Source organism: Bacillus sp. LM 4-2 (assembly GCF_000978495.1).
GTDB classification, from domain to species: Bacteria; Bacillota; Bacilli; order Bacillales; family Bacillaceae; genus Bacillus; species Bacillus subtilis.
The window spans coordinates 3,051,513-3,078,118 of sequence record NZ_CP011101.1; the positions used below are offsets into that span (position 1 = coordinate 3,051,513).

Annotated in this window: 24 protein-coding genes; 4 read left to right on the forward strand and 20 right to left on the reverse strand. The window is 43.6% G+C overall.

Annotation, left to right across the window (positions count from 1 at the left end; genetic code table 11):
• Positions 1-8: 8 nt before the first annotated feature.
• A complete protein-coding gene (locus tag bslm_RS15245; RefSeq protein ID WP_038429517.1) occupies positions 9-1,175 on the reverse strand; it encodes an AI-2E family transporter in 1,167 nt (388 codons plus the stop codon).
• Between the two features lie 181 nt (positions 1,176-1,356).
• Here bslm_RS15245 and iolU point away from each other — a divergent pair, with 181 nt between their 5' ends.
• Positions 1,357-2,343, forward strand: a complete 987-nt coding sequence (gene iolU, locus bslm_RS15250) for a scyllo-inositol 2-dehydrogenase (RefSeq protein ID WP_038429519.1) — start codon at positions 1,357-1,359, stop codon at positions 2,341-2,343.
• A 40-nt stretch (positions 2,344-2,383) separates the two neighbouring features.
• On the opposite strand, the gene rhaA is transcribed toward iolU, so the two are convergent.
• From rhaA to mcpB, 9 genes are all read right to left on the reverse strand, one after another.
• Positions 2,384-3,658, reverse strand: coding sequence for an L-rhamnose isomerase (rhaA, locus tag bslm_RS15255; protein ID WP_038429520.1), 1,275 nt, complete (start codon positions 3,656-3,658; stop codon positions 2,384-2,386).
• A 25-nt stretch (positions 3,659-3,683) separates the two neighbouring features.
• Positions 3,684-3,998, reverse strand: coding sequence for an L-rhamnose mutarotase (gene rhaM, locus bslm_RS15260; protein ID WP_003243762.1), 315 nt, complete (start codon positions 3,996-3,998; stop codon positions 3,684-3,686).
• 17 nt (positions 3,999-4,015) lie between these two features.
• A complete protein-coding gene (gene rhaB, locus bslm_RS15265) occupies positions 4,016-5,473 on the reverse strand; it encodes a rhamnulokinase (RefSeq protein WP_038429521.1) in 1,458 nt (485 codons plus the stop codon).
• Between the two features lie 4 nt (positions 5,474-5,477).
• The gene (gene rhaR / locus bslm_RS15270) at positions 5,478-6,254 is read right to left on the reverse strand and encodes a rhamnose catabolism operon transcriptional regulator RhaR (RefSeq protein ID WP_029318508.1); all 777 of its coding nucleotides are present in this window, start codon (positions 6,252-6,254) and stop codon (positions 5,478-5,480) included.
• Positions 6,255-6,311: 57 nt separating this feature from the next.
• A complete protein-coding gene (locus bslm_RS15275) occupies positions 6,312-8,381 on the reverse strand; it encodes a bifunctional rhamnulose-1-phosphate aldolase/short-chain dehydrogenase (protein WP_038429523.1) in 2,070 nt (689 codons plus the stop codon).
• A 135-nt stretch (positions 8,382-8,516) separates the two neighbouring features.
• Positions 8,517-10,505, reverse strand: coding sequence for a methyl-accepting chemotaxis protein (tlpB, locus tag bslm_RS15280; protein WP_038429524.1), 1,989 nt, complete (start codon positions 10,503-10,505; stop codon positions 8,517-8,519).
• 113 nt (positions 10,506-10,618) lie between these two features.
• Entirely contained in the window at positions 10,619-12,607 is a 1,989-nt protein-coding gene (gene mcpA / locus bslm_RS15285; protein WP_438800802.1) for a methyl-accepting chemotaxis protein, read from the reverse strand.
• 122 nt (positions 12,608-12,729) lie between these two features.
• Positions 12,730-14,718: a methyl-accepting chemotaxis protein TlpA gene (tlpA, locus tag bslm_RS15290; RefSeq protein ID WP_038429525.1), complete on the reverse strand. Its 1,989-nt coding sequence runs from the start codon at positions 14,716-14,718 to the stop codon at positions 12,730-12,732.
• A 176-nt stretch (positions 14,719-14,894) separates the two neighbouring features.
• Entirely contained in the window at positions 14,895-16,883 is a 1,989-nt protein-coding gene (gene mcpB, locus bslm_RS15295; RefSeq protein ID WP_015714604.1) for a methyl-accepting chemotaxis protein McpB, read from the reverse strand.
• A gap of 156 nt (positions 16,884-17,039) precedes the next feature.
• Here mcpB and bslm_RS15300 point away from each other — a divergent pair, with 156 nt between their 5' ends.
• Positions 17,040-17,777 carry a protein-glutamine gamma-glutamyltransferase gene (locus bslm_RS15300; protein ID WP_003228904.1) on the forward strand — a complete coding sequence of 246 codons (738 nt, stop codon included), beginning with the start codon at positions 17,040-17,042 and terminating at the stop codon, positions 17,775-17,777.
• 13 nt (positions 17,778-17,790) lie between these two features.
• Here the strand turns inward: bslm_RS15300 and bslm_RS15305 are convergent, their stop codons facing one another.
• The 7 genes from bslm_RS15305 to bslm_RS15330 form a co-directional block, all read right to left on the reverse strand.
• Positions 17,791-18,045, reverse strand: a complete 255-nt coding sequence (locus tag bslm_RS15305) for a hypothetical protein (RefSeq protein WP_003242211.1) — start codon at positions 18,043-18,045, stop codon at positions 17,791-17,793.
• 257 nt (positions 18,046-18,302) lie between these two features.
• Positions 18,303-18,701, reverse strand: coding sequence for a secondary thiamine-phosphate synthase enzyme YjbQ (locus bslm_RS15310; protein WP_032726779.1), 399 nt, complete (start codon positions 18,699-18,701; stop codon positions 18,303-18,305).
• Positions 18,661-18,795: a hypothetical protein gene (locus bslm_RS21440; protein WP_003243642.1), complete on the reverse strand. Its 135-nt coding sequence runs from the start codon at positions 18,793-18,795 to the stop codon at positions 18,661-18,663. Before bslm_RS21440 ends, bslm_RS15310 begins: the two co-directional genes overlap by 41 nt.
• Positions 18,796-18,820: 25 nt before the next feature.
• Complete coding sequence (locus bslm_RS15315) at positions 18,821-20,485, reverse strand: glycoside hydrolase family 13 protein (RefSeq protein ID WP_017695506.1); 1,665 nt, start codon at positions 20,483-20,485, stop codon at positions 18,821-18,823.
• A 126-nt stretch (positions 20,486-20,611) separates the two neighbouring features.
• The gene (locus bslm_RS15320; RefSeq protein WP_014665156.1) at positions 20,612-21,901 is read right to left on the reverse strand and encodes a hemolysin family protein; all 1,290 of its coding nucleotides are present in this window, start codon (positions 21,899-21,901) and stop codon (positions 20,612-20,614) included.
• A 43-nt stretch (positions 21,902-21,944) separates the two neighbouring features.
• On the reverse strand, positions 21,945-22,622 hold the full coding sequence (locus tag bslm_RS15325) for a zinc metallopeptidase (protein WP_003228889.1): 678 nt from the start codon (positions 22,620-22,622) through the stop codon (positions 21,945-21,947).
• Positions 22,623-22,663: 41 nt separating this feature from the next.
• On the reverse strand, positions 22,664-22,927 hold the full coding sequence (locus tag bslm_RS15330) for a YuzI family membrane protein (RefSeq protein WP_015483620.1): 264 nt from the start codon (positions 22,925-22,927) through the stop codon (positions 22,664-22,666).
• 46 nt (positions 22,928-22,973) lie between these two features.
• Here bslm_RS15330 and mstX point away from each other — a divergent pair, with 46 nt between their 5' ends.
• Both mstX and kbfO read left to right on the forward strand, forming a co-directional pair.
• A complete protein-coding gene (mstX, locus tag bslm_RS15335) occupies positions 22,974-23,306 on the forward strand; it encodes a biofilm formation protein MstX (protein ID WP_021480479.1) in 333 nt (110 codons plus the stop codon).
• On the forward strand, positions 23,303-24,289 hold the full coding sequence (gene kbfO / locus bslm_RS15340) for a potassium channel protein KbfO (protein ID WP_003228881.1): 987 nt from the start codon (positions 23,303-23,305) through the stop codon (positions 24,287-24,289). Before mstX ends, kbfO begins: the two co-directional genes overlap by 4 nt.
• Here kbfO and bslm_RS15345 read toward each other — a convergent pair.
• The 3 genes from bslm_RS15345 to bslm_RS15355 are packed head-to-tail and all read right to left on the reverse strand — an operon-like array spanning position 24,286 to position 26,532.
• A complete protein-coding gene (locus bslm_RS15345) occupies positions 24,286-24,690 on the reverse strand; it encodes a YugN-like family protein (protein ID WP_003228878.1) in 405 nt (134 codons plus the stop codon). The genes kbfO and bslm_RS15345 overlap by 4 nt on opposite strands.
• A 59-nt stretch (positions 24,691-24,749) precedes the next feature.
• Positions 24,750-25,121, reverse strand: a complete 372-nt coding sequence (locus bslm_RS15350; protein WP_015251349.1) for a hypothetical protein — start codon at positions 25,119-25,121, stop codon at positions 24,750-24,752.
• A gap of 58 nt (positions 25,122-25,179) precedes the next feature.
• The gene (locus bslm_RS15355) at positions 25,180-26,532 is read right to left on the reverse strand and encodes a glucose-6-phosphate isomerase (RefSeq protein WP_003243401.1); all 1,353 of its coding nucleotides are present in this window, start codon (positions 26,530-26,532) and stop codon (positions 25,180-25,182) included.
• Positions 26,533-26,606 lie beyond the last annotated feature (74 nt).

The following is a 26,606-nucleotide window of genomic DNA, read 5'->3' on the forward strand; positions in this document are numbered from 1 at the left end:
AACGAAAATCACACTTTATGCCCCGGCGTATTTTCATTTTTTTCTTCATCGTATAAATGTGACCGCATTTTAAACCAGTCAAATAAATGTGTCGTAATGACTTTGGCAACCGCATAGCCGGGAATCGCAAGAATGATTCCAACAACGCCAAACAGCTTGCCGGCTGTTAACAGCAGAAAAATAATCGTAATCGGATGGATGTGAAGGTTTTTTCCCATAATTTGCGGAGAGATCAGCTTCCCTTCAATCAGCTGAACAATGGTCCAAACGATCACCAGCTTAAGCAGCATGAGCGGCGATGTCACTATGGCAATGATAATCGCAGGCGTAATGGCAATCGTTGGCCCTAAATATGGAACGATGCTTGTGCAAGCCGCAATGACTGCAAGCAATGAAGCATAATCCAGCCCGATAATCAAATAACCGATAAACAGCAAAAACCCGATACAGAAGCTGACAATGATCTGGCCTCTGATATAAGAGCTTAACCGATGATTCATTTCGCTTAAGACTGTATATGTCTGTTCTTTCAATCGAGTCGGCACAAACTTCAGTATGTAGACTGGTAATTTTCTTCCGTCTTTTAGCAAATAAAATAGAATAAACGGAACCGTGACGATCGAAATGATAATCTCAGTCAGGGCGCCGATAAAATTCCCAACACCGGTAAAGGTGCTGTTCACGATCGTCGCTGCCTGATCCGAAACCTTTGTAGCAAGATCAGATATATTAATGTTCATCGTTTGCTGGGCTTGATTGACGAAGTTGCTGCCAATCAGCTGTTTCGTCTGATTTTCAACGACGTCCACATATCTCGGGATATTGTCAATCAAACTCATAATTTGTTCTTTTAAGAAGGGAATGATGGACACGATCGTGATCGTGATCAGCCCGATAACCAATAGATATAGCAGCAATATAGAATAGATTCTTCTTATTCTTCTTCTCTCCAGAAAATCGACGACTGGGTTTAACAGATAAAAAACAATGCCTGTCAAAATAATCGGAAGTGATATCGTTTTGAGCAGAACAATAATCGGGGTGAAAATAAATGATGTTTTTGTAAATACTAGAATATTTAAACCAATCAGCAGCAGCACAAGCAAAAATAAAACAAACTTATTATCCAAGAAGAATCGCTTGAATCTGCCGCTCCATGTTTGCAACGTCTCCACTATCGTTCCTCCGTCATACATAGTTTAATTAAATTGTACACTATCGTCCCTATAATGAAAAATAAAAACCGTTAATTGCTGGAAAAGCTTTCACGGTTTTAACATTCTATTTATATCTATCATGTGATTTTGTTCTTTTTAAGCTATAATTTAGCTATATCATACAAAAGGAGCGATACGAGTGATACGTTTTGCAATAATAGGAACCAACTGGATTACAGACCGCTTTCTTGAGTCAGCAGCGGATATCGAAGATTTTCAGCTGACTGCTGTTTATTCAAGATCGGCTGAACGCGCTGGCGAGTTTGCTGCTAAACACAACGCTGCGCATGCCTTCTCAGACCTTCAGGAAATGGCGGCGAGCGATTGCTTTGATGCCGTATACATAGCGAGCCCGAACGCTCTTCACAAGGAACAAGCCGTTCTCTTTATGAACCATGGCAAGCATGTGCTTTGTGAGAAGCCATTTGCTTCGAATACAAAAGAAACAGAAGAGATGATCTCAGCGGCTAAGGCAAACGGCGTTGTTCTCATGGAAGCAATGAAGACCACTTTCCTGCCGAATTTCAAAGAGCTGAAAAAACACCTGCATAAAATCGGCACTGTCCGCAGATTTACCGCAAGCTACTGCCAGTATTCCTCACGGTATGACGCGTTCAGAAGCGGAACTGTTTTGAATGCGTTTCAGCCTGAGCTTTCCAATGGGTCATTAATGGATATTGGCGTCTATTGTATTTATCCGGCTGTTGTGTTGTTTGGCGCGCCGAAGGATGTAAAAGCAAACGGATATGCTTTATCCTCCGGAGTGGACGGAGAAGGAACTGTCATTCTGTCTTACGACGGGTTCGAAGCTGTTCTGATGCATTCCAAAATCTCTACTTCCTATGCCCCGGCTGAAATCCAGGGTGAAGACGGGACGATTGTAATCGATACGATTCACCGGCCTGAACGTGTTGAAATCCGCTACCGGGACGGCCGCCTTGAAAACATCGCGATCCCTGATCCTAAACCAGCGATGTTCTATGAAGCAGAAGAATTTGTCACGCTCATAAAAGAGAATAAGCTGGCATCTGAAGAAAATACATTTGAACGGTCTTTGACCACCGCAAAAATTATGGAAGAAGCAAGAAAGCAAATGGGGATTGTATACCCTGCTGATCAAGCTTAAAAAAATCCGCACGCGCGCAAATGCCGCGGCGGATTTTTTATTAGACAATCGGAGAAGATGCCTTCCTTTTTAAAAGCACCTGTTGTTCATATTCTTTGATGTCATGAAGCCATGCTTCTTTTACCGGAACGCCCATTTGCTCACAGTAGGAATCCCAGATGGCTCCGAAAGGATATGTTTTGAATTCCTCCATCAGGGCCAGCCTTTCTGTATAGCGGCCCTCTTCCTGCAATTGTTTTAAATATCCGTTCGGGAGAAGCAGGGCATACAATAAAGCTTTGATCATATTTCTCGTTCCGATAGTCCAAGCGGCTACACGGTTAATGCTGGCATCGAAAAAATCCAGACCGATGGCGACCTTCTCAAGAGCCTGATTTCGTACAATTTCAAGAGAGATTTCTCTCAATTCATCATCCAAAACCACTACATGGTCGCTATCCCAACGAACAGGCCGCGATACGTGCAAGGCAAGCTTGTCTGTGTAAAGCAGCATGGACGAGATTTTGTTCGATACCGTCTCAGTCGGATGGAAATGGCCTGTATCAAGTAAACAAAGCTTATGGTTCGTCAAAGCATAAGCTAAATAAAATTCATGAGATCCGACAACATATGATTCGGAGCCAAGCCCGAACAGCTTGCTCTCGATTGAATCAAGATTATGTTGTTCACTGATCTCCTCTGCGAAGATCCGATCCAGTGATTCTTTTAGTCTTTTACGCGGTGTCAGCCTATCACTCGGGATATCCTTATAGCCGTCGGGAATCCAAATATTCGTCAAGCAAGGTGTTCCTAATTCTTTCCCGAAGTATTCCCCGATACGGCGGCAAGCGATGCAATGCCTGATCCAAAATTCTCTGATATCCGGATCAGGGTGTGAAAGGGTGAGTCCGTCAGCCGCTTTCTCATGCGAAAACAAGGTTGGATTAAAATCTAAACCGAGACCAAGGTTTTTTGCCCATTTCACCCAGTTTTCAAAATGCTGCGGCTTCAATTCGTCACGTTCTACCGCTTCCCTGTTTGTTTCTGCGTATATCGCATGCAGGTTTACGCGGTGCTTTCCAGGAATGAGAGAAAGAGCCTTCTCCAAATCTCTTCTTAATTCTTCAGGAGTTTGCGCTTTTCCGGGATAATTGCCAGTCACGTCAATTCCGCCTGAAAGCTCGCCCTTATTTACTTCAAAGCCTTCAATGTCGTCACCCTGCCAGCAATGGATCGAAATGGGCACTTGCTCTAATTGCCGAAGCGCCTCTTCAACATCAATTCCCCATTTTTCATATGCCTGTTTTGCACTGTCATAATTGGCTTTTATGGTCATACGGCTCTCTCCCTTTATCAGTTTTTTAATCCAAATAAAAAACTTCCTTTAGATCTATCGCAACAGGACTGAAATCCGAATTTGTTTTCATTAATGGCGCCATCGATTTCCACCATCTTTGGCAAACTTCCGTGTCCGCCATCTTTCTCCATTTCTCTTCATCCTCTATTTCTAAATATGCAAAAAGCCTGCCTGTTTCCTCGTCTAGAAAAATGGAATAATGGTGTGCTCCATGAGCTTTGAGTGCTTCTGCCATCTCAGGCCAAATGTCATCATGCCGCTGTTTGTATTCTTCGTACTTGTCTTGATGGACAAACATGATACTGGCTTTTCTTTTCAAACTTTTTCACCTCTTCATCATTTAGATAGCGCTTTCAAAACAGTTTGCTGAAATGACTGAATGATCGTGCTTCTGTCAATGTCTTTAGGTGTAAACACTTTGATCGAAAAGGAATTTCTGACGACTTGCCGGGCTTCTTTTATGTCTTTGACTTCTTTGGCAGCAATCATTTGCATCAAAAGATTTCCGGTGGCAGTTGCCTCTATCGGCCCTGCATATACCGCTTTTCCACTCATGTCTGCCGTTAATTGATTTAAGAAATCATTCCGGGCTCCGCCGCCGATGATATGAAATTGCTCGATCGGTTTTTCTGTGATTGTTTCGAGCTCTTTGATGGCTATCGCATAGATGATGGCTAAATTGCTGTAGATGCAGCAGGCAAGTTCGCCTGCAGTACGGGGAATCTTTTGGCGGGTTTGTCTGCAATAATGTTGTATTTCCTTTATCATGTTTTCTGGATTCAGGAATCGTTTATCATTTAAGTTTATAAATTGCTGGAATGGTTCTGTTTTTTCGGCTTCTTCTGCAAGCTGCTGGAAAGAGTAATCTGCTTGTAACTGCTGTCTGACTTCTTGTATCACCCACATGCCGATAATGTTTTTGAGAAAGCGAATGGTGTTGTTTGCGCCGCGTTCATTTGTATAGTTGTTTTCTAAAGCAAGATCAGTTATTATCGGTGTTTTGTTTTCAATCCCGATTAACGACCATGTTCCGCTGCTGATATACGCCCAGCCATCATTTACTCCTGGCGCTGCAATGACGGCCGAGGCCGTATCATGTGTTGCGACTGTCATCACCTTGCACGCCGGGAGATCATAATCCGGGAACCACTCATTTCTTAGCTTCCCGAGTTCACACCCCGGTTCAGTCAGCGGGGCAAATTGCTGTTCCTGAACGGACACGGCTTCAAGCAATTCAGGATCAAGATTTCCCGTTGAGGCGTTTAAAAGCTGTGTTGTGGACGCGTTTGTGATTTCCGTTACTGCTTTTCCGGTTAAACAATAGCCTAAATAATCAGGAACCATCATAATTTTGTCTGTCTTTTTCAGCAGCTCACGATCTTCTTCATACAATTGATAGATCGTGTTGAAAGGCTGAAATTGTATGCCTGTTTTTTGATAAATTGCGGCTTTTGAGAGGGTATGTTCCAGTTTGTCTATTGTGTGATCTGTTCTTCTATCACGGTAGGATATTGCTTCCCGCAACCGATCGCCTTTTTCGTCCAGTAAGACATAATCAACTGCCCATGTATCAATGCCTACGGTGCAGTGTTCATACCCAAGCGTCTTTACTTTTTGCAGTCCTTGCAGGATTTGTTTTAGCAAATGATCAATATCCCAAAAGCAATGCCCGTCTCTTTGACTGAAACCGTTAGCGAACCTGTGAATCTCTTGTATGTCAAGCTTCCCTTCATCCAGTTCACCTACCATGATTCTCCCGCTTGATGCGCCTATATCAATGGCAGTATAAATCATTCTTTCACCCTCTCTTCGAAAGAGGAACAGCTGTCACCTTCACCTTTTTGTCCTCAAGAGCTTTTACCGATGCCGGATCAAGTCCAGAATCCGTAATTAGGCGGCTGACATCTTGCAGCGAGGCGATATGTGAAAACTCGCGGTTCCCCCATTTGCTTGAATCGGCCATCAAAATGGTCTGGTCCGATCTTTCAATCATCCGTTTTTTGAGCAGCGCCTGCCACTCATTTGAATCACTCATCCCGTTGTGTACGTCAAATCCCTTACATGACAGAAAGGTTTTATTGACATGATAGGTCTCAAGTGAACGCTCTGCTAACGGACCGGCAAACGATAATGATTTTTCCAGCAAAATGCCGCCTGTTGAAATGACTGATATGTTTTCTTTATTGCTGAGTTCAATAGCTGCTTTCATTGAGTTTGTAATCACGGTGAGCTCAATGTCAGGGAGTATTTTTGCCATGTACCAAGCGGTTGTGCTTGCATCGAGAATGATTCGGTCTCCGCTTTTTACATATTTGGCCGCTTCGTGAGCGATGGCTTTTTTTTCGATGACATTCGTGATTTCCCGTTCAGAAAAATGAATTTCTGATTCCTTCTGCTGAATACTGACCGCTCCTCCGTGGCTCCGGCTCAGTTTATGTTCTTTTTCAAGCTTTTCAAGATCACGCCGAATGGTTTCCTCTGTGACTGAAAATATGTCACTTAATTCGGAAACGCGGATGCTTGAACGCTTATTTACTATTTCCACTATTTTTTGCTGCCGTTCTGCTACTAGCATCGGTAACGCCCTTCCTCATATCGTAGTCCGTCTTATATTTTTTATCATAGCATATTTCTAACGCGTAAAAGCAGCAGGGACGCCGCCGTCTACCGTGATCATGCAGCCCGTTGTTTTTTCGGCTTTAGAAGAAGCGAAGAATGCAATGGCTTCGGCAATATCCTCCGGGTAAATATTGACGAGCAATGCTGTCCGTTTCCGGTAATGTTCCTCCAGCTGATCCGGTTCAACCCCGTACGCCGCGGCTCGTTCCTCCCGCCAGCTTGAACCCCAGATTGCCGATCCTTGAAGAACTGCATCAGGCAAAACGGAGTTGACCCTAATGCCGAATTCTCCGCCTTCTGCTGCGATGCATCTTGCTAAATGGGTTTCAAGCGCCTTAACAGAGCTGTAGGCAGAGGCGTTTTTTCCCGCATAAACCGAATTTTTCGATCCGACAAATACCATGCTTCCGCCTCTATTTTGATGTTTCATCTGTTTAAACGCTTCACGGGCTACAAGGAAATAGCCTGTTCCTAAAACATTCATATTAAGATTCCATTCTTTTAGACTTGTTTCGTCAAATGGGCTTGATGTGGCCAGCCCGGCATTATTGACGACGATATCAATCCCGCCGTAAGCAAGCGCCGCTTGTTCAAAAGCTGACTGTACGTCTTCCTCCTTTGTCACATCCATTTTGACAGCCATTGCCCGCTCTTTTCCGTATGCATCGTTTATTTCCCCGGCAATTTTCTGTGCGCCTTCTATATTCAGATCAGCTACGATCACGTGCCCTCCCTCAGCTGCAAATCGGCGGCATGCTGCACTGCCGATTCCGCCGGCTCCTCCAGTTATCAACGCTACTTTTCGGGAAAATTCTGCTTCCGGCGGGGCCAGCGTGAGTTTATATAGTTCGAGCGGCCAATATTCGACATGGTAGGATTCATTTTCATGTAAAGAAACAAATTGCCCCAGAGCGGTTGCTCCTTTCATCACGGCGATGGCCCTCCGATATAAAGCCCCGCTTACTTTAGACATGGCATAACTTTTTCCTGTATTCACCATTCCGATTCCAGGAATTAATATCACCCGCGGGACGGATTCAAAGATTTGATCGCCATCCTGCTGATTGCGTGTAAAGTAAGCCTGATACTCTGATGTAAAGGTCTCGACTCCTGACTTGATCAGATCTGCAAGCTTGTGCACATCTTGAGTTTCCGGATTCCAATCAATGTACAGCGAAACCCGTTTTGTGTGAACAAGGTGATCCGGGCATGCCGCACCGATTTGCGAAAGTGCTGACGCTTGGACACTGTTTACAAATTCCAAGACATCGTCATGATCATCATAGGAAAGGATCATTTTCTTTTCTTCACTTACTGCTCCTCTGATCACAGGCATGATGCCTGCCAAGATTTGTTTTCTTTTATCCTCCGGCAGCGGCTGATACCTTTTGCCTCCGAATACCTCATGCTGATTGATACGATCGTTAACATACTGCTCGGCTTCTTGAATGATGGATATCGTTTTTTGATAACATGTTTCAGACGTCTCTCCCCAAGTGACTAAGCCGTGTTTCTCCATTAATACAAGCTCGGCGTGGGGATTGTTTGCTACGCCTTCAGAGATCATTTTAGACAAAGTAAATCCAGGGCGGACGTATGGCACCCATACAAACCGATTTCCGTAAATGTCTTCAGCGATTTGTTTTCCATTATCTGCACAGCATATGCTGATAATCGCATCTGGATGGGTATGGTCAACATGTTTGTATGGCAGAAAAGCGTGTAATAGCGTTTCAATTGAAGGGCGGGGATGTTTGCTGTCTATCATACAATGAGACAGGTAGTCTACCATTTCTTCATCGGGCATTTGGTCCCTTTTAATCAGCGGGCGGATATCATCTAATTTCAAACCGGTAAAGTTATGCGCTTTCATTGTTGCCAAATCCGAACCGCTTCCTTTTACCCACATGACTTCTATTTCACGGCCTCTAAAATCCTTTTCCGTTGTTTTCATAGATGTATTCCCCCCACCCCAGTTGCAGACAGTGCGGTCTGACCCGATCAGATTGGACCTGTACACCAATTCCTCTACACCTTTAGGCAGCCGTGCAGCTCGCTCTGAATCCCATATATGTTTCGCCATATTTGATATTCCTCCATCCCCTTTTATTTGTATCCGTTTTCATTATATATGATTTCTGTTTGTTTTTGAATTGTTTTTGTTTATTTTTGCTTTTAACAAAAAAGAAAGCAGCAGATATGCCGCTTTCTTTTTTTATTAAGATTCAATTTTAAATTTCTTCGTAATGTCCTGAAGTTCTTCCGCCATGTTTGCCAACGTTTCCGCTGAAGAGCTGATTTCTTCCATGGACGCAAGCTGTTCTTCCGCCGAAGCTGCGATATCCTGAATGCCTGCTGAGCTTTCTTTCGCCACTGCAGAAATATCTTCAACAGCACTTGACACTTCCTGTGATCCGGCTGACAGTTGTTCAACCGTCGCGTTCAAGTTTTGCAATTCGCCGGAAATTTGGGTTGTCATCTCATAGATTTGTTTAAAGCTTTCCGCTGTTTGATCCGTAATCTGCAAGCCTTCTTTCACTTCATGATTCACGGATTGGAACATTGAAAGTGAGGTGCTGATTTCCCTGACAATCTCTTGAATTAATCCTTCAATTTCCTTGGCGGAGTCTGCTGATTGTACAGCAAGTTTTCTAACCTCTTCCGCAACTACTGAGAAACCTCTTCCGTATTCTCCCGCTCTTGCCGCCTCAATCGCAGCATTTAATGCAAGCAGGTTGGTTTGATCAGCAATGCCATTAATCACATTCAAGATGCTTGTGATATCTTGCGATTTTGTTTCAAGGCCCTTCACAACCGCTTCCGCTTTTTGAACGGATTGGTCAATTGTTTTCATCTGGCCGACTGTATGCTCCACCAGCTTTTCTCCGCTGCCCGCTGCCTCAGAGGACTGAATTGATGATTTCGTAATGGTTGAAGAGGCCTGAGCCACTTTTGAAATCCCCTCGTTCATTTGAGAAAGATGATTTGAGCTTGTTTCCAGTTTCTCGCTTTGTGCCTCGTTGCCATCTGAGAACTGTTCGATGGCAAGTGTAATATGTTCAGTTGCCTTGCTCGTTTGGGCTGCGCTTGCCGTCAGCTCCTCAGAAGATGAAGCAACGTTTTCTACAGACGTTTGAATAACGCCGATTACAGAACGCAATGATGCAGACATTTCATTAAAGCTTTCACCAAGCTGGCCAAACTCGTTTTTCGAGTGAATGTCAATGACTTCTGTGAGATCTCCGCTGCTGATTTTTGCAGACGTTGAGACAAGTTTTCTTAACGGCTTGGTGATGGCACGGATAATATAGAGTATGAGTATGCCGCCGATTACAATTGACACGCATAGAATGATAACCGCAGTGTTCAGCACCGGACTTGAAGCATCTTGCAATTCACTGACAAAATATGTGCCTGCGATTTTCCAGCCAGTCAGTTTATTTGTCGTAAAGGCCATTTTCTTTTCTTTGCCTTCGAATGTATATTCAAATGAGCCTTCTTTTTTGGAATATACTTGGTTTGTCCAATCGCCGGATCCAGTTGTCCCCGGCTTAATGGTCGGATGGGCGATATATTTTTTGTTGCCTGTCGTAATAAATGCAAAGCCTTCTTTACCGATTTTGATTCTTTGTGATGCAGTAAGCACTTCATCCAGGTTTAAATCAAGCGCTATAACCCCTGAACCGTCTTTTAATTGTTTTGAAATTGTGACAACGATATCTCCTGTCGCTTCATCAGTATACGGTTCTGAGAAAACAGCTTGTCCTTTTTCCGCAACCGCCTGTTTGTACCAGTCACGTCCTGTCGGATCGAAACCTTTCGGAACACCGCTATCCGGATATTTATAAAGCTTCTTATCTTCTGAAGCAGCATAGATTGCGCCTACATCGTCGTTAAGTGTCGTGTACTGCTTAAATTTCTCTTTCAGTAATGTTTTGTTTTTGCCTAGCAATATGTCTTTATCGACTGTCTCACTATAATAATCTATTGCTTTCACTTTATCTTCTAATTTATTTTGCAGCGTACTGTTTAGTTCTTCAACATTTCCCTTTGCACTGCTTATGAGCTCTCTGTCTAACGCGTTCCAAGCTGATTGATAACTGAAATATGCTAAAACCCCAACCGGCAAAATAAGCACTGCCAGAAACGCAGCGATTAGCGGTTTGCTGATCGATGGCTGTTTGATCCAATGTATGAATTTTCCCATTCTTGTTGACTCCTCCTTTAAGATAAATCTAATATCGTCAAACTAGGATAAAAGGTTTAATAAAAAAACTAAAAAAAACACCCAAGCGTAACAAGCTTGGGTGTTAAGGCTTATTATTCGATTTTGAATCGTTTGGTCATATCGCGAAGCTCTTCCGCCATAGACGAAAGGGTCTCTGCAGACGAGCTGATTTCTTCCATGGAAGCAAGCTGCTCTTCGGCTGACGCCGCGATATCTTGTATATGCGCTGAGCTTTCTTTTGAAATCGATGCAATGTGCTCAGACGCTCCCGAAACTTCTTCGGAGCTGGCAGAAAGCTGCTGAACCGTCGCACTCATATTTTGCAGTTCGCCGGCGATTTGGTTCGTCATTTCAGAAATGCGTTTGAAGCTCATTTCTGTTTTATCTGTGATGTCAAGTCCTGTCTGCACCTCTTGATTGACAGATTGGAACATGCCGAGTGATGTATTGATTTCCTTCACAATTTCGATGATTAATCCTTCAATCTCTTTTGCTGAATCTGCTGACTGTACTGCCAGTTTTCTTACTTCTTCCGCTACAACGGAGAAGCCGCGGCCGTACTCGCCTGCGCGCGCTGCTTCAATTGCTGCGTTTAAGGCAAGCAGGTTCGTCTGGTCTGCGATGCCGTTGATCACACGCAAAATGTTTGTAATATCTTTCGATTTCGTTTCCAATCCGCGTACGACTTGCTCCGCTTCTTTAACGGACTTGTCAATGACATTCATTTGGCCGACGGTTTGATGAACAAGCTTGCCGCCTTCACTTGCAATTTCTGTCGATTGAACAGATGAATCAGTGATCACTTCAGAAGCTTGAGCCATATTCGTCAACCCGTCATTCATTTGATAAATGTGCTCTGCTGCCGTTTCAATGTTTTCGTTTTGTTTTTCATTGCCGTTAGAAAATTGTTCAATCGCCAATGTAATGTGCTCTGTTGCCTTGCTCGTTTGCGCAGCTGATGCAGTGAGCTCCTCAGAGGAAGCGGCAACATTATCTACCGAATCCTGGATGGCGTGTATGAGAGAACGAAGTGACGACGCCATATTGTTAAAGCTTTTGCCGAGCTCGCCCAATTCATCTTTTGAACGGATATCAATGGTTTCCGTCAAATCTCCCTCGCTGATCCGCTTAGAGGAACCGACAAGCTGTTTCAGCGGTGTTGTAATCGACCGAATGATCAAAGTCATGACGATAATCCCTATGATAATAGCTGCGGCCAAGACAATTAAAGCAAGGTGAAGGACAGGCTGGGCTGCCTCATGGATTTCATCCAAATACATGGTGCCGCCGATCTTCCATCCCGTCAACTTGTTTGTGTCAAAGGCCATTTTTTTCTTATCGCCGTCCATGGTGTATTGAAAATCGCCTTTATCAGCGTTCAGCATCTTATCGAGCCAGTCGCCTTTTAATTCAGTTCCTGATTTTTCATTAGGATGAGCGACAACTTTTTTGTCCTTCGTCATGATAAATGCGTAGCCTTGTGTGCCGATGTTGACTTTTTTGGTTGTTTTCAACAGATTTTCAATCGTCATGTTGATTGCGATAACGCCTGAACCATCTTTTGTCTGCTGGGCGATTGTCACAACCATCGTATTTGTAGAAGCAGTTTTATAAGGATCTGTCACAACGACTTTTCCTTTATTTGCAACCGCTTTTTTGTACCAGTCGCGTTCAACCGGATTATAGCCGCTTGGCATCGGAAGATCCGGATAGCGGGTAAAGTGTCCTTTTGTGTCGCTTGTATAAATGGATTCTACATCCTTGTTAAGGCTGATATATTGTGAGAATTTCTCTGCAATGCTTGCATTGCTTTTTGCATTGTATTTCTCTTTTGTCAGCCATTCGCTGAAATAATCAGCACTGTTTTCTTTTTCGCCGATGCTGGTGTTAATGATTTCGTTTAATTGCTGTACATTTTCCAATGCGCTCCCCATCATCTGTCTGTCGAGTGAGCTACTAGCCGATTGATACGCAAAGATCGCCAATATAACAACCGGTATGATGAGGATCGACAGAAAGGAAACGAGAAGCTTCCGTGTAATTGATCTTTGTTTTATGAGTTGGAGTATTTTTTTCATCATTCATTTCTCCTTTTTTATGCTACCCTTCATATCGGCTGGAAATGGGTAAATATATACAGCAAAAAAGAAGAAATTTAACAAAAGTAACTAATTTCCCATAAATAAATAGTATTTTAGACCTATTATTTATCTACTTTAAATTGTTTTGTCAGATCACGGAGTTCTTCAGACATTCTTTCAAGCGTCAGTGCAGATGAACTAATCTCCTCCATGGATGCCAGCTGTTCCTCAGCTGAAGCAGCGATATCTTGGATGCCATCCGAGCTTTCCTTAGAAATGGCTGTGATATCATTTGAAGCTGCGGAAATTTCTTGAGCTCCCGCTGACAGCTCCTCAACCGTCGCATTCATGTTTTGCAGCTCGGAAGCAATTTGATTGGTCATTTGCGATATATGTTTGAAGCTCTGTTTAGTTTCATCCGTCATGACAAGCCCTGTTTCAACTTCTTTGTTTACGGACTGAAGCACGTTCAGTGATGTGTGAATTTCTTTTACTATTTCTCTGATCAGCGATTCAATTTCTTTTGCCGAGTCAGCCGACTGTACCGCGAGCTTTCTCACTTCCTCAGCGACGACTGAGAAGCCCCGTCCGTATTCACCCGCTCTGGCCGCTTCAATGGCGGCATTTAAAGCCAAAAGATTGGTTTGATCCGCAATACCGTTGATGACACGCAAAATATTTGTGATATCCTTTGATTTGATCTCCAGCCCTTTCACCACTTGTTCCGCTGCTTTTACGGAATGGTCAATTGTGTTCATTTGGCCGGCTGTTTTCTGGACGAGTGTCTCCCCTTTACTTGACACTTCTGTTGAATCTGCGGATGTTTCTGTAATCACTGCTGCTGCCCGCGCCAGCTCTGCCAATCCGTCATTCATTTCATTAATTTGTTCGGTTGTCGTTTCTATTTTCTCGCTTTGGCTTTCGCTGCCGTTTGAAAATTGCTCGATAGCCATCGTAATGTGCTCAGTGGCTCTGCTTGTCTGGTCTGCCGATGCAGTCAGCTCTTCAGACGATGAGGCAACGTGCTCTACTGAGTCTTTGATCCCGTGAATGAGCGAGCGAAGCGAGTGTGCCATATGATTGAAGCTCTCGCTCAGAACGCCGAGTTCATCTTTTGAATTGATTTCAATCGTTTCGGTTAGATCGCCTTCACTAATTTTTTCAGCGGATGCGACAATGCGTCTCAATGGCTTTGTGATGGATCGAATCACAAAATAAATCGCCGTCATTCCAGCTGCGATGGCAATCGCCAGAACGATTGAAGCCATGATCAGAACCCTGCTTGCAGCATCGTGAATCTCGTTTGCATACATCGTGCCGCTGATTTTCCAGCCTGTTGTTTCGCTTGTTGCAAATGCCATTTTTTTCTTTTTGCCTTTGTACGTATATTCAAAGTCCCCGCTTTTATCCTTGTAGAGCTTATCAACCCAGTCCCCTTTTAGCTCTGTTCCCGCTTTTTCTCCGGAGTAGGCGATGACTTTCTTGTTTTGGCTCAAAATAAAAGCATAGCCTTCTTTTCCGATATTGATTCCTTTCGCGGTAGTGACTAAGTCATCAATTTTCATATCAATGGCGACAACGCCTGACCCATCCACCGTTTGACGGGCGATGGTGACGACCATTTTTCCTGATGAAATCGATTCATAAGGCTCAGTGACAATTGTTTTGCCTTTATTGGCCATTGCTTCTTTGTACCAATCTCGTTCCAAAGCATTAAAGTCGCTTGGCATGTCAGCGTACGGATAACGTGTGAAGTCCCCGTCTTTGCCGCTTGAAAATACCGCAGCGACATTATCATTCATTTGGATAAATTGTTTAAACTCCTGTTTCAGCTCTGATTTCTTTTTATCCTGAAACTTTTCTTCTGTAGCCCAATCGCTGAAATACGCGAGGCTTTTTTCAGTCGTGCTGATTTTATCATCGATGATGTGATCTAATATCTGAACATTTTCCTTTGCGCTTTGCGTCATCTGTACATCAAGTGAGGCAACTGCTGATTGATAAGCGCTAACCGAAAGGGCGGTTATCGGAACAATTAAGATCAGCAGGAAAGAAATAATAAGTCTCCTTGCAATTGATGATCTGCGAATAGTGGTGAGTGTTTTTTTCATTTCCTTTTGAACCTTCTTTCAATAATTTACAAATTATATCGGCAGATCTTCCTTTAAATTACATTGAAAATGGAGGAAAAAATGAAAAATAGTTCTAAATTCACCTGTTAAACTAGGACTTTATTATTGTTTACCATATAAAAAAACAGCGCTTTGATAGCGCTGTTTTTCGATTTTTACTCGATTTTAAATTGTTTCGTCAGATCGCGAAGCTCTTCTGCCATCTGCGCAAGAGTCGTCGCTGAGGAACTGATTTCTTCCATGGAAGCAAGCTGTTCTTCAGCTGATGCGGCAATGTCCTGGATGCTTGCCGAGCTTTCTTTCGACACGTCTGCAATGCCACTGACTGCTGCTGAAACATGCTGTGAACGGTCTGACAGCTGCTCGACGGTGGAATTCATCGTCTGCAGCTTGCCCGCGATTTCGTTTGTCATGCTGAAAATGCTCTGGAAGCTTTCTTTTGTATTGTCTGTGACAACAAGTCCGGACTGTACTTCCTGATTGACCTCTTTAAACATGTGAAGAGAGGTTTCGATTTCTGCGACGATTTCTTGGATCAGCTTTTCGATTTCTTTTGCTGAATCGGCTGATTGGACAGCCAGCTTGCGCACTTCCTCCGCTACGACAGAGAAGCCGCGTCCTGATTCTCCAGCACGCGCCGCTTCAATGGCTGCATTTAGTGCAAGCAGATTTGTTTGGTCAGCGATTCCGTTGATGACTCTCAAAATGCTTGTGATGTCTTTTGATTTTCCTTCTAAGCCTTTGACAACAGCTTCAGCCTGCTGAACAGATTGATTAATCGAGTTCATTTGTCCGACTGTCTGCTGCACAAACTTCTCACCCGTTCCGGCGATTTCCGTTGATTGGATAGATGCCTTTGTAATATCTGACGATGTTTGTGAGACTTGCTGGAGTCCTTCATTCATTAAGTTCAGCTGATGAGAGCTGGATTCAACCTTTTCGCTTTGCTCCTCGTTTCCGTTTGAGAACTGCTCAATCGCCATCGTAATATGCTCGGTGGCTTTACTCGTCTGCCCGGCAGATGCGGTAAGCTGTTCGGAAGATGCGGCCACATTGTTCACCGAGTCCTGAATAGCGCTGATCAGAGAGCGGAGAGATTGTCCCATTTCATTGAAGCTTTCCCCAAGCTCTCCAAGCTCATCCTTTGAATGGATTTCGATCGTTTCGGTCAGATCCCCCCTGCTGATCGTTTTCGATGATTGAACAAGACGTTTTAACGGTTTTGTAATCGAACGAACGATAAACAGAATTAAAATTCCGCCTGCCACAATGGAAGCAATCAGCACAATCATTCCTGTTGTCAGCACAGACTTTGAGGCATCCTTAATTTCATCCATATACATTGTGCCGGCTATTTTCCAACCAGTCAGTTCGTTTGTAGTATAGGTCATCTTTTTATCTTCGTTATTAAGAGTATACTGGAGTTCACCGCTGTCATTCGCATACATTTTGGCTACCCAGTCGCCTGAAAGCTTTTCTCCAGCCTTATGGTTCTTGTGGGCGACATAGGTTTTGTTTTTTGTTGCAATGAAAGCATAACCTTCTTTTCCGACCTTGATTTGTTTCATTTGTTCTAACAATTTATCAATGGTAATATCCATGGCGACAACGCCAGATCCGTCCTTCAGCTCCTGTGCAATGGTAATGACCATGCTTCCGTCACTCGCAGCCACGTAAGGATCTGTCACGACAATTTCACCGCCGGCCTTCATCGCATCCTGGTACCAAGGCCGTTGTCTCGGGTCGTATCCTTCCGGCAATTTTTCTTTTGGCGCTTGTACATAAGTGCCGTTATCTGCGCCCCCATAAATTCTGGCTACTCCTTGATTAATAGATACATATTGTGAAAATTTAGCTTTGATCTCTTCTTGATTCGATTTCCCTTTGAATGCGGATCTTTTAAGAGATTCACTGAAAAAGGTGACTGCTTTCGCTTTTTCTCCCAGATCATTTGTAACAGTTGTATTAAATGTATCGACACTGTTTTTCGCATTTCCCATAATTTCCTGATCCAACTTTCCGCTGGCGCTTCGGTAAGAGCTAAATTCTAATATAAGAATAGGGATAATGAGAATCGCAATAAATGAGACGATTAATTTCTTTGAAATAGACGGTTTCTTCAACCAATTGATAAAAGTCTTCATGTCACTTGCTCCTTCAGGTTTGATACAGTATATATCGGCTGCTTAAAAAAGTTTTAAAATAAAAATGGAAGAAGTTCTTTTTGGCTGTCTTCTGTCTTTTTAACTTTCATTGCCCAAGCTCTTTGCATATCTTATAAAAAACAAGGGGGGCTAAACATGATTATTGTATCAGGACAATTGCTCCGTCCCCAGGATATTGAAAATTGGCAGATTGATCAAAATCTGAACCCGCTGTTAAAAGAGATGATTGAGACGCCTGTTCAGTTTGATTATCATTCAATTGCTGAACTGATGTTTGAGCTTAAACTGCGGATGAATATTGTAGCAGCGGCAAAGACGCTGCACAAAAGCGGGGCGAAGTTTGCCACTTTTTTAAAAACATACGGGAATACAACGTATTGGAGAGTTTCACCGGAGGGCGCCTTGGAGCTGAAATACAGAATGCCGCCTTCAAAAGCGATTCGGGACATTGCAGAGAACGGCCCGTTTTATGCGTTTGAATGCGCAACCGCAATCGTTATCATTTATTACTTGGCCTTAATCGATACAATCGGTGAAGATAAATTCAATGCCAGCTTTGACAGAATTATTTTATATGACTGGCATTATGAGAAATTGCCGATATATACGGAAACAGGACACCACTTTTTCCTTGGAGATTGTTTGTATTTTAAGAATCCTGAATTTGATCCGCAAAAGGCGCAATGGAGAGGCGAAAATGTGATTTTACTGGGGGAAGATAAATATTTTGCCCATGGTCTTGGAATCTTAAACGGAAAGCAAATTATTGATAAGCTGAATTCTTTTAGGAAAAAAGGAGCCTTACAGTCAGCCTACCTTCTGTCTCAGGCGACCAGACTGGATGTTCCGTCTCTTTTCCGCATCGTCCGCTAAAAAGCCCCATCGCCTATTTTCGGGACGATGGGGTTTCAAATGCCTTTCGTTTTCGATAGAAGGGGGCTGTGCCGAAATATTGGTTCGCAGCCCACTCCATTTTTTCAAGGTCGTTTCTTGTCACGATTGGATCCAGGCTGCTCCATTTGATAAAGCGGACAAAATAGTAGCCTTTGATAGGAGCCATTGTAACTTTTGAGTGAGGCCAGCCTTCAAATACAAACTCAATTTTCCCTCTTTTTTTATAAGAATATTGAAGAATGTTCATATCTGTCACCTCAGTTTATCAAGTTACGTTCGGCAAAGCTCGGTACGTTTACATCCATTGATTGACTATCCCTCATGCAGGCTTTCCTGAAAACAAAGGGTGAGGCGCGTGTCTCTTTCCCGCGCTTTTTATTTCGCATATGGACGAATGCCAAGCGCGCCTTCATTCGATAAAGCCGCAGCGTGGTCGGGTGTGACAGGCCCTCCGGCTATCGGCGCTTGTTCAGCGATCATGCTTTTGTCATAAAAAACAGCCTATTATCCCATTATTTTGATATAGCATGTCCGGGTGCGAGGGCCGTCAAATTCGCAGAAATAAATGCCCTGCCACGTTCCAAGAATGAGCCGGCCGTTTTCCACAATGACATGCTGTGAAGCTCCGACCGTACTCGACTTCATGTGTGCAGCTGTATTGCCCTCCATATGGCGGTCCAGCTCATGTTCCCACGGATATACCTCATCAAACCTTCTGAGCATATCTTTTTTGACGTCCGGATCGGCATTTTCATTAATTGTAATGCCCGCAGTCGTATGCGGACAGTAAATCAGCGCTGCGCCGCTCGTTATACCTGTTTCTTGAAGAAACGCTTCCACCTCCCGGGTGATATCAATCATTTCATCTCGTTTGGTTGTTTTGATTTGCAGTGTTTTCAGCATTTGTTTCTCCTTTCGTTTGTCCGCTCTCATCGCTTAATTCGTTCTGTGTTCTTTTTTTTCCTGTTAAACCGCTCTCATAAACCCGATAAAACAAAAAAACTCCAGTCTAAGGCTGGAGTTTAGCACCATAGATATATTCTTGCTTCATACGGCTTTAAGAGTACTGATGTCATATGCTTGTGCGGCTCTGTTTCAATATTTGACAAGACGAGTGCATCTGATGACAATGGCAATCCAGAGTGCCTGAACAACGCCGGTGTTCCTGTCAGATTGGCCGCAATCAGTGCAGTATGGCTCTCGTTTTTCCGAAGATATGCAAAGATTTGCTGATCTTCCGGTAAAATGAGCTCGTATGTCCCGTTAATAAAAACATCATATGTTTGGCGCAGCTTGATCAAGCTTTTGTAAAAATGGTAAACGGATGTTTTATCGTTTTTTTGCGCCTCGGCATTCAGCCATTTGTAATTCTCATTGATTCCGATCCACGGTTTGGCCTCAGAAAATCCGGCGTATGGACCTGCATTCCATTGCATCGGCGTTCTTGAATTGTCTCTTCCCTTTTTCCAGACAATCTTCATCACATCCTCGTGTGATGTGCCTTTCGCTGTTTTTGTTTCATACAGGCGTTTCATTGCGACATCATCATAGTCCTCAATAGAGGGAAAAGCCACGTTCGTCATCCCGAGTTCCTGTCCCTGATAAATAAACGGTGTGCCTTTCATGAGAAAATAAACAGCGGAAAGCGCTTTTGCACTTTCTTTCAGGTACACTCCGTCGTCTCCCCACACAGAAACTGAACGGGGCTGGTCGTGATTCTCCATAAACAAAGCATTCCAGCCGATCCCTTCCAGACTGTCCTGCCAGTCAGTTAAAATTCGTTTAAATGCAACGATATCAATACTTTCATTGATCTCTACATCCCACAGGCCGAGATGCTCAAATTGAAAAATCATGCTGAATATGCCGTTTTTTTCTCCAGCCCAATCAGCTGCTTCTTTTGCAGCGACGCCGTTTGCTTCACCAACTGTCATAATCGGATAGCGGGAAAATGTGTTTTCCTTCAGCTCTGTTAACAAATCCATAATGCCGTCAGCATTCATATGATAAGGAAAGGAAGGGACATAGTCCAATCCCTTTGGATTCGGCATGTCGGGAAGCCCTTCTTTTTTCTTAATATGCGTAATGGCATCCACCCGAAATCCGTCAATTCCTTTATCAAGCCACCAATTGATCATGTCATAAACGGCATTCCTCACCTGTTCATTTTCCCAATTCAAATCAGGCTGTTTTTTATCAAAAAGGTGCAGATAATACTGGCTTGTCTTTTGATCATACTCCCAAGCCGGCCCGCCGAAAATGCTTTCCCAATTGTTGGGCGCTTTTCCGTTTTTGCCGTCTTTCCAAATATACCAGTCGCGCTTTTCCGAGTGTATGGATGAACGGGATTCTATGAACCATGGATGTTCGTCGCTTGTGTGGTTCACAACGAGATCCATAATCAGCTTCATCCCCAGATCATGAATGTCACCAAGCAGTTCATCAAAATCTTCCATGGTGCCAAACTCGCTTAATATGTTTTGATAATCCCGGATATCATAGCCATTATCAGCATTCGGTGAGTCATACAGCGGGCAAATCCATATGACGTCAGCGCCCAGCTCTTTTATGTAAGAAAGCTTGGATCTGATTCCTTGAATATCCCCAATTCCGTCGCCATTTGAATCTTTAAAACTGCGGGGGTAAATTTGGTAAACAACGGCTTCCTTCCACCAAGCCTTTTTCATACAGCCTCTCCTTCCCAGTGTACCGGTCTTATATATCCTATGTAGAAAAAAGGCTTCACAGCATTGCTTTTTAAGAAATGACTTGATGACACAAAAAACAGCCGTTCGTTCCCCGGCTGTTTTTTATTAAAAATCAGTTTTTTTAATTTCTACAAAACGGATGTGATGATCTTCGGCGTCGAGGATTTTAAATTCACAGCCCTCCGCGTGTATCACATCTCCTGCTTTCAGCTCCATTTTTTGCGTTAGAAGCCAGCCTGCAATCGTATCAATTTCTTCATTTTCAATCGCAATGTCGAGAAGGTCATTCACTTCGTCTATTAGCGCTTTTCCATCCATCACATAATGGTGCTCGCCCTTTTTCAGGATGTGCGGTGTTTCATCCTGATCATACTCATCGCGGATTTCCCCGACGATTTCCTCTATAATATCCTCTACAGTGACAAGCCCTGCCGTTCCCCCGTATTCATCTACGAGAATCGCCATGTGAATCCGCTCCTTCTGCATGCGGATTAAAAGCTGTTGAACAGGAATACTTTCAATGACCCTGATAACGGGCCTCATGATTTGCTCCAGCTTTATCGGCTGGCCGAGAAAATAAGCTTTAAACATATCTTTGCTGTTGATGATCCCTAAAATATGATCCTTGTCATCTTTGATGACAGGGTAGCGTGTATACCGTTCATTAATGATGTGATGAATTGCCTCTTCAAGCGACTGCTCCAGAGAGATAACCGCAATTTCTGTCCGCGGAATCATAATCTCTCTCGCTACCCGGTTGTCAAATTCAAAAATCTTATTTACATAGCGGAATTCAGACTGATTGATTTCTCCCTTTTCATAGCTTTCAGAAAGGATCAGCCTTAGTTCCTCTTCGCTGATGACAACCTCATGCTCCTTTACTGAATGAAAGCCAAACAATTTCACAAGAAAGCTTGCAGAGCCGTTTAATGCTTTAATAAACGGGTACGTGATTTTATAAAACCAGATCAGCGGCTTTGCAATCCATAAGCTTACAGCTTCAGCTTTTTGAATAGAAACCGTTTTTGGGGCAAGCTCCCCCATCACCACATGCAAAAAAGTGACGATGATAAATGCAACTACAAATGTGACAATGTGGTTAAATGGTTCCGGCATGCCTGTCATTGTAAATAAGGGATGAAGAAAACGTTCAAATGTAGGTTCACCAAGCCATCCAAGGCCGAGGGCTGTAATCGTAATCCCGAGCTGGCAGGCTGATAAATACTCGTCAAGATTGGAGATGATTTTATGTGCGGCTAGTGCTCGGCTGTCACCGCTTTCGATGAGCTGATTGATTTTTGAACCTCTGATTTTGACGATCGCAAATTCCGCTGCAACGAAAACAGCCGTAATGCCAATCAAAACAAAAATGGCGATCAATTGTAAAATAAGCAAAAAAAGCCCTTACCATAAATGGTAAGGGGCCACCTCCTTAACGTTAATTCTCATCACGACCGTTTAAGAAAATCATCACAAAACGAAGTAGTTCAAACAGGGAAACCAGGGCGGCGGCCACATACGTTAAGGCAGCAGCACTCAGCACTTTATTTACCCCATTTTCTTCATTGTTTCGGATGAATCCTTCTGACACAATAATCTGCTTCGCACGTGAACTTGCATTGAATTCGACAGGCAATGTAATCAGCTGGAAAAAGACAGCCGCTGAAAACAGTATGATGCCAAGCCCGATCAAATTCAGGCTGCCGAGAAGCATGCCTCCTAAGAAAAGCAAAGGAGCTACACCGGATGCAAAATTCACGACTGGGAAGATTTTATGTCTCAGCACAAGCGCACCATATGACTCCTGATGCTGCAAGGCATGTCCGACTTCATGGGAAGCTACGGATATGGCGGAAATTGAGCGGCCGTAATAGACCGGCTCAGATAAACGCACCACCCGTCTTGTCGGGTCGTAATGGTCTGTTAAAGTGCCTCTTACCGGTTCGACCGGCACGTCGTAAAGACCGTTTATATCTAAAATCCGTCTTGCCGTTTCTGCCCCTGTACGTCCGCTTGAGGCTTCCACTTTTGAATATTTTTCAAAGTTGCTCTTTACTTTAAATTGTGCCCAAAACGACAATCCCAATGCGGCTATTGTTAAAAATATAAACAGCATTTTTCCATCATCCTTTTTCCATGATCATTTCTCTATTACGATTATTTTAATGAGTTTTCTTTCCCGTGTACAGAAATGCGCTTTTTCTTCCGGCTTGGAGCACACAATCCAATCAGCAAAAAGAACAGGCCTGCTGAAAACAAATAAAAGGCAAAACTGCCGGCCAGTTCTTTCAGAAAATGAAGCCAGGAGAAGCTGCCGGAAAAGTGATTATATGAATTCAAATCGAAAATAAACAAAATCACCGCGGATGCCGCCAGCTGCGTACCGATCAAAACCACGATCGTTCTTTGAAAGATCGTCATCTTTTTCATCCTTTTTGTTTTAGTTTATGGAGAAATCCGGTTTTATATGTTTTGTACATTTTTTGAAAAACATCACCGGAAGTGGGACATACTGTTAGAAAAAAGCACGGGTGTGATGGAAGCTATGAAAGTGACGAGTGAGGAAAAGGAACAGCTGAGCACAGCAATCGACCGAATGAATGAAGGACTGGACGCGTTTATCCAGCTGTATAATGAATCGGAAATTGATGAACCGCTTATTCAGCTTGATGATGATACAGCCGAGTTAATGAAGCAGGCCCGAGATAAGTACGGCCAGGAAAAGCTAAATGAGAAATTAAATACAATTATTAAACAGATTTTATCCATCTCAGTATCTGAAGAAGGAGAAAAAGAATGAAATCAAATCGGATATTTATTTCATGGCTCAGGTGGCCGTTATTTATCCGAATCGGGGTTATTATTTTATGTCTGATTCTTTTGTTCGGCCAAATCATTTATATACTTGAGCCTAAGCAGTTCACTTCGGTATTCGAAGGCATTTGGTGGGCTGTCGTTACAGTTTCGACAGTCGGTTATGGAGACTATGTGCCGCACACGCCGCTGGGACAGGCAGCCGGAATACTGCTGATTTTGAGCGGAGCAAGCTTTGTCACAGCATATTTCGCTACGTTATCAGCGGCCGCATTCAGCAGACAGCATCGCTACATCGAAGGAAAAGTTGCTTACAAAGGCCGGGACCACATCATTCTGATCGGGTGGAATGAAAAAACAAACCGGCTTTTGAAGGACCTTCAGCTTGCCGCCCCTTCCAAAACAGTCGTACTAATCGATGAATCCTTAACAGAAGGCCCGCTTATTGAAAACGTTCATTTCATACGCGGGCACGCTGCCGATGATGGGACACTGAAACGGGCCAATATTACTGAAGCGGAATCAGTGATGATTACTGCCGATCAGTATAAAAGTGAAACTGATGCTGATATGCTGTCAGTGCTTACTCTTTTATCAGTTAAAGGGCTTAATCCCCTTGCTTACTGCATCGTCGAGATTTTGACTGACCGTTTTGTCACCAATGCGGAGCGGGCAGGCGCAAACCAAATCATCGGAACTTCAGAATTTATCAGCCGGGCGATGCTGCAGCATTACCAAGTCAAGTTACGGCCGTCTAAACAGCAGAACGGAATCAAGCTGACACTTGATCAGCATGTGGAGCTTCTTGCTGTTCCTGACGAACTAAAGGGAGCGGCTTACAAAACCTGTGTTCTCTATTTCCTTGATCACAACACAACAATTATAGGCGTACAAAAAAAGGAGGGGCCGATGCTTTCCCCTCCTCTTACATACAAGGTGCTCGAAACAGATCAATTCCTTGCCATCTAGTGTAACAAAACATCCTCCAATTCTTTCACGAGAGAGGCGCCGATATCCAAAAATGCCGGATCAATTTCCGCGTCCCGCCTTTCCGGTTCGGAAAATTGATTAAACAGTGATTGGAAAGGCCCTCCCTCGGCGTGATCGTCAACATCCGCCTGAAACACCTGTCTCAGCATGAATGGCGTTCCGATCCGGACGGCCGCCCCTCGTTCATCGAGACTGCCCTGTACCGCATTGACGGGAATTCTTAAAAATAAATAGCCGTCTCTATCATCAATTTTATAATCAAAGTAGCCATGATCGTATTCCCAGCCGCCGTTTATCACATAACCGAGCGGCTTCATCACTTGTTCCAGTTCTTGAAGCAGAAAAGACTGCCCATCTATCGCGGAAGGTATTGGTATCATCAGAATGCCCCTTTTTTCACTTATCCTGTCCCGCCGAACAAGACTTCATTCAGAGGCGCCTACATGGAAATCGTTGTTTCTTTCGCGCGGCCAACAGAAAAGAAAGCGCATTCAATTAAGAAGTAAACAGCCATTGCCGCTGCAAGCCATACAGCTGAATCCCAAGACACATAAACAACCGTTGCATAGAGTCCTAATTTAGTGAAAAGAGTATGGGTTCGTTTTAAATGCAAAATCCGATGTACCGCATCGGTAAAAAGGGCAAGCGGCAAACCAATGAGAAGAAAGGCGTGGATGAAAAAATGTGAAAGCGTGCCGCCAAAGCTTGAAGAAAACTCTGTATACACGGCATCAAAGGAGATAAGGAAACTTAAAATAGCTGCAGAAAAACCGGCAATGATGAGATGTTTAACCAATTGTTTCATGAACATCAGCACCTTTCTGATTTTATAAAAAGCCGACCGGCAAATGCCAGTCAGCTTTCTCACTTTAATCTTCCAGACGTTTTTCAAGCTCTGCTTTTTTCTCTTCAAAGCCAGGTTTGCCGAGTAACGCAAACATATTGACTTTATACGCTTCTACACCAGGCTGGTCAAACGGATTGACGCCAAGGAGGTAACCGCTCATCGCGCAGGCTTTTTCGAAGAAATATACAAGATATCCAAAAGTATATGCATTCAGCTCAGGAATGTTAACGATTAAGTTCGGAACATTTCCGTCTGTATGGGCAAGCATCGTGCCTTGGAATGCTTTCTTATTAACGAAATCAACGGTTTTACCTGCTAAATAGTTCAAGCCGTCAAGATCGTTATCCGCTTCCTCAATTGTCAGTTCATGTTTAGGCTTCTCTACGTTCAGGACCGTTTCGAATAAATCTCTGCGGCCTTCTTGTACATACTGGCCTAAAGAATGAAGGTCTGTTGAATAGTTCGCTGAAGAAGGATAAATGCCCTTCTCATCTTTCCCTTCGCTTTCTCCGAACAGCTGCTTCCACCATTCCGCAAAGTATTGAAGCGCCGGTTCGTAGTTGATGAGCATTTCAATTGTTTTGCCCTTATTATAAAGGACATTGCGAACAACCGCATATTGGTATGCTGGGTTATCTTCCAGTTCAGATGTTGCAAAATCTTTGCTCGCATCCAGGGCGCCTTTCATCATGTCATCAATGTTGACGCCGCTGACAGCAATCGGCAAGAGACCTACAGCTGTTAAAACTGAATAACGGCCGCCGACATCGTCAGGAATAACAAATGATTCGAAGCCTTCTTCGTTAGAAAGCGTTTTTAATGCGCCGCGCTCTTTATCAGTTGTTGCATAAATCCGCGCTTTCGCTTCTTCTTTACCGTATTTCTCTTCAAGAAGCTTGCGGAAAATACGGAAAGCGATTGCAGGTTCAGTTGTCGTACCTGATTTAGAAATCACATTAATAGAGAAGTCAACATCTTCAAGAAGATCCATGACGTCTCTCATATAAGATGAACTGATGTTGTTCCCGATAAAAATGACTTGCGGATTGCCGCGTTTTGCTTTTGGCAAAGTGTTATAAAACGCGTGATTCAGCGCTTCAATCGCTGCCCGCGCTCCAAGATAAGAACCGCCAATGCCGACAACAAGCAAGACATCAGAGTCAGATTTGATTTTTTCCGCACTTTTTTTGATGCGCGCGAATTCTTCTTTATCATAATGTTCAGGGAGGTCCACCCAGCCTAGAAAATCGCTGCCCGCGCCTGTTTTTTCATGGATATTATGGTGTGCTGTTTTTACAAAGTCCCGCAGATATGTAAGTTCATGTTCGTTGAAGAAAGTCAACGCTTTTGAGTAGTCAAAGCGTACATGCGTCATTGCTTGTCCCTCCATAACGGTATAATGTTTTCATCTTTCACTTTATATGAACTTATCTGTGAAATCAAGTCAAG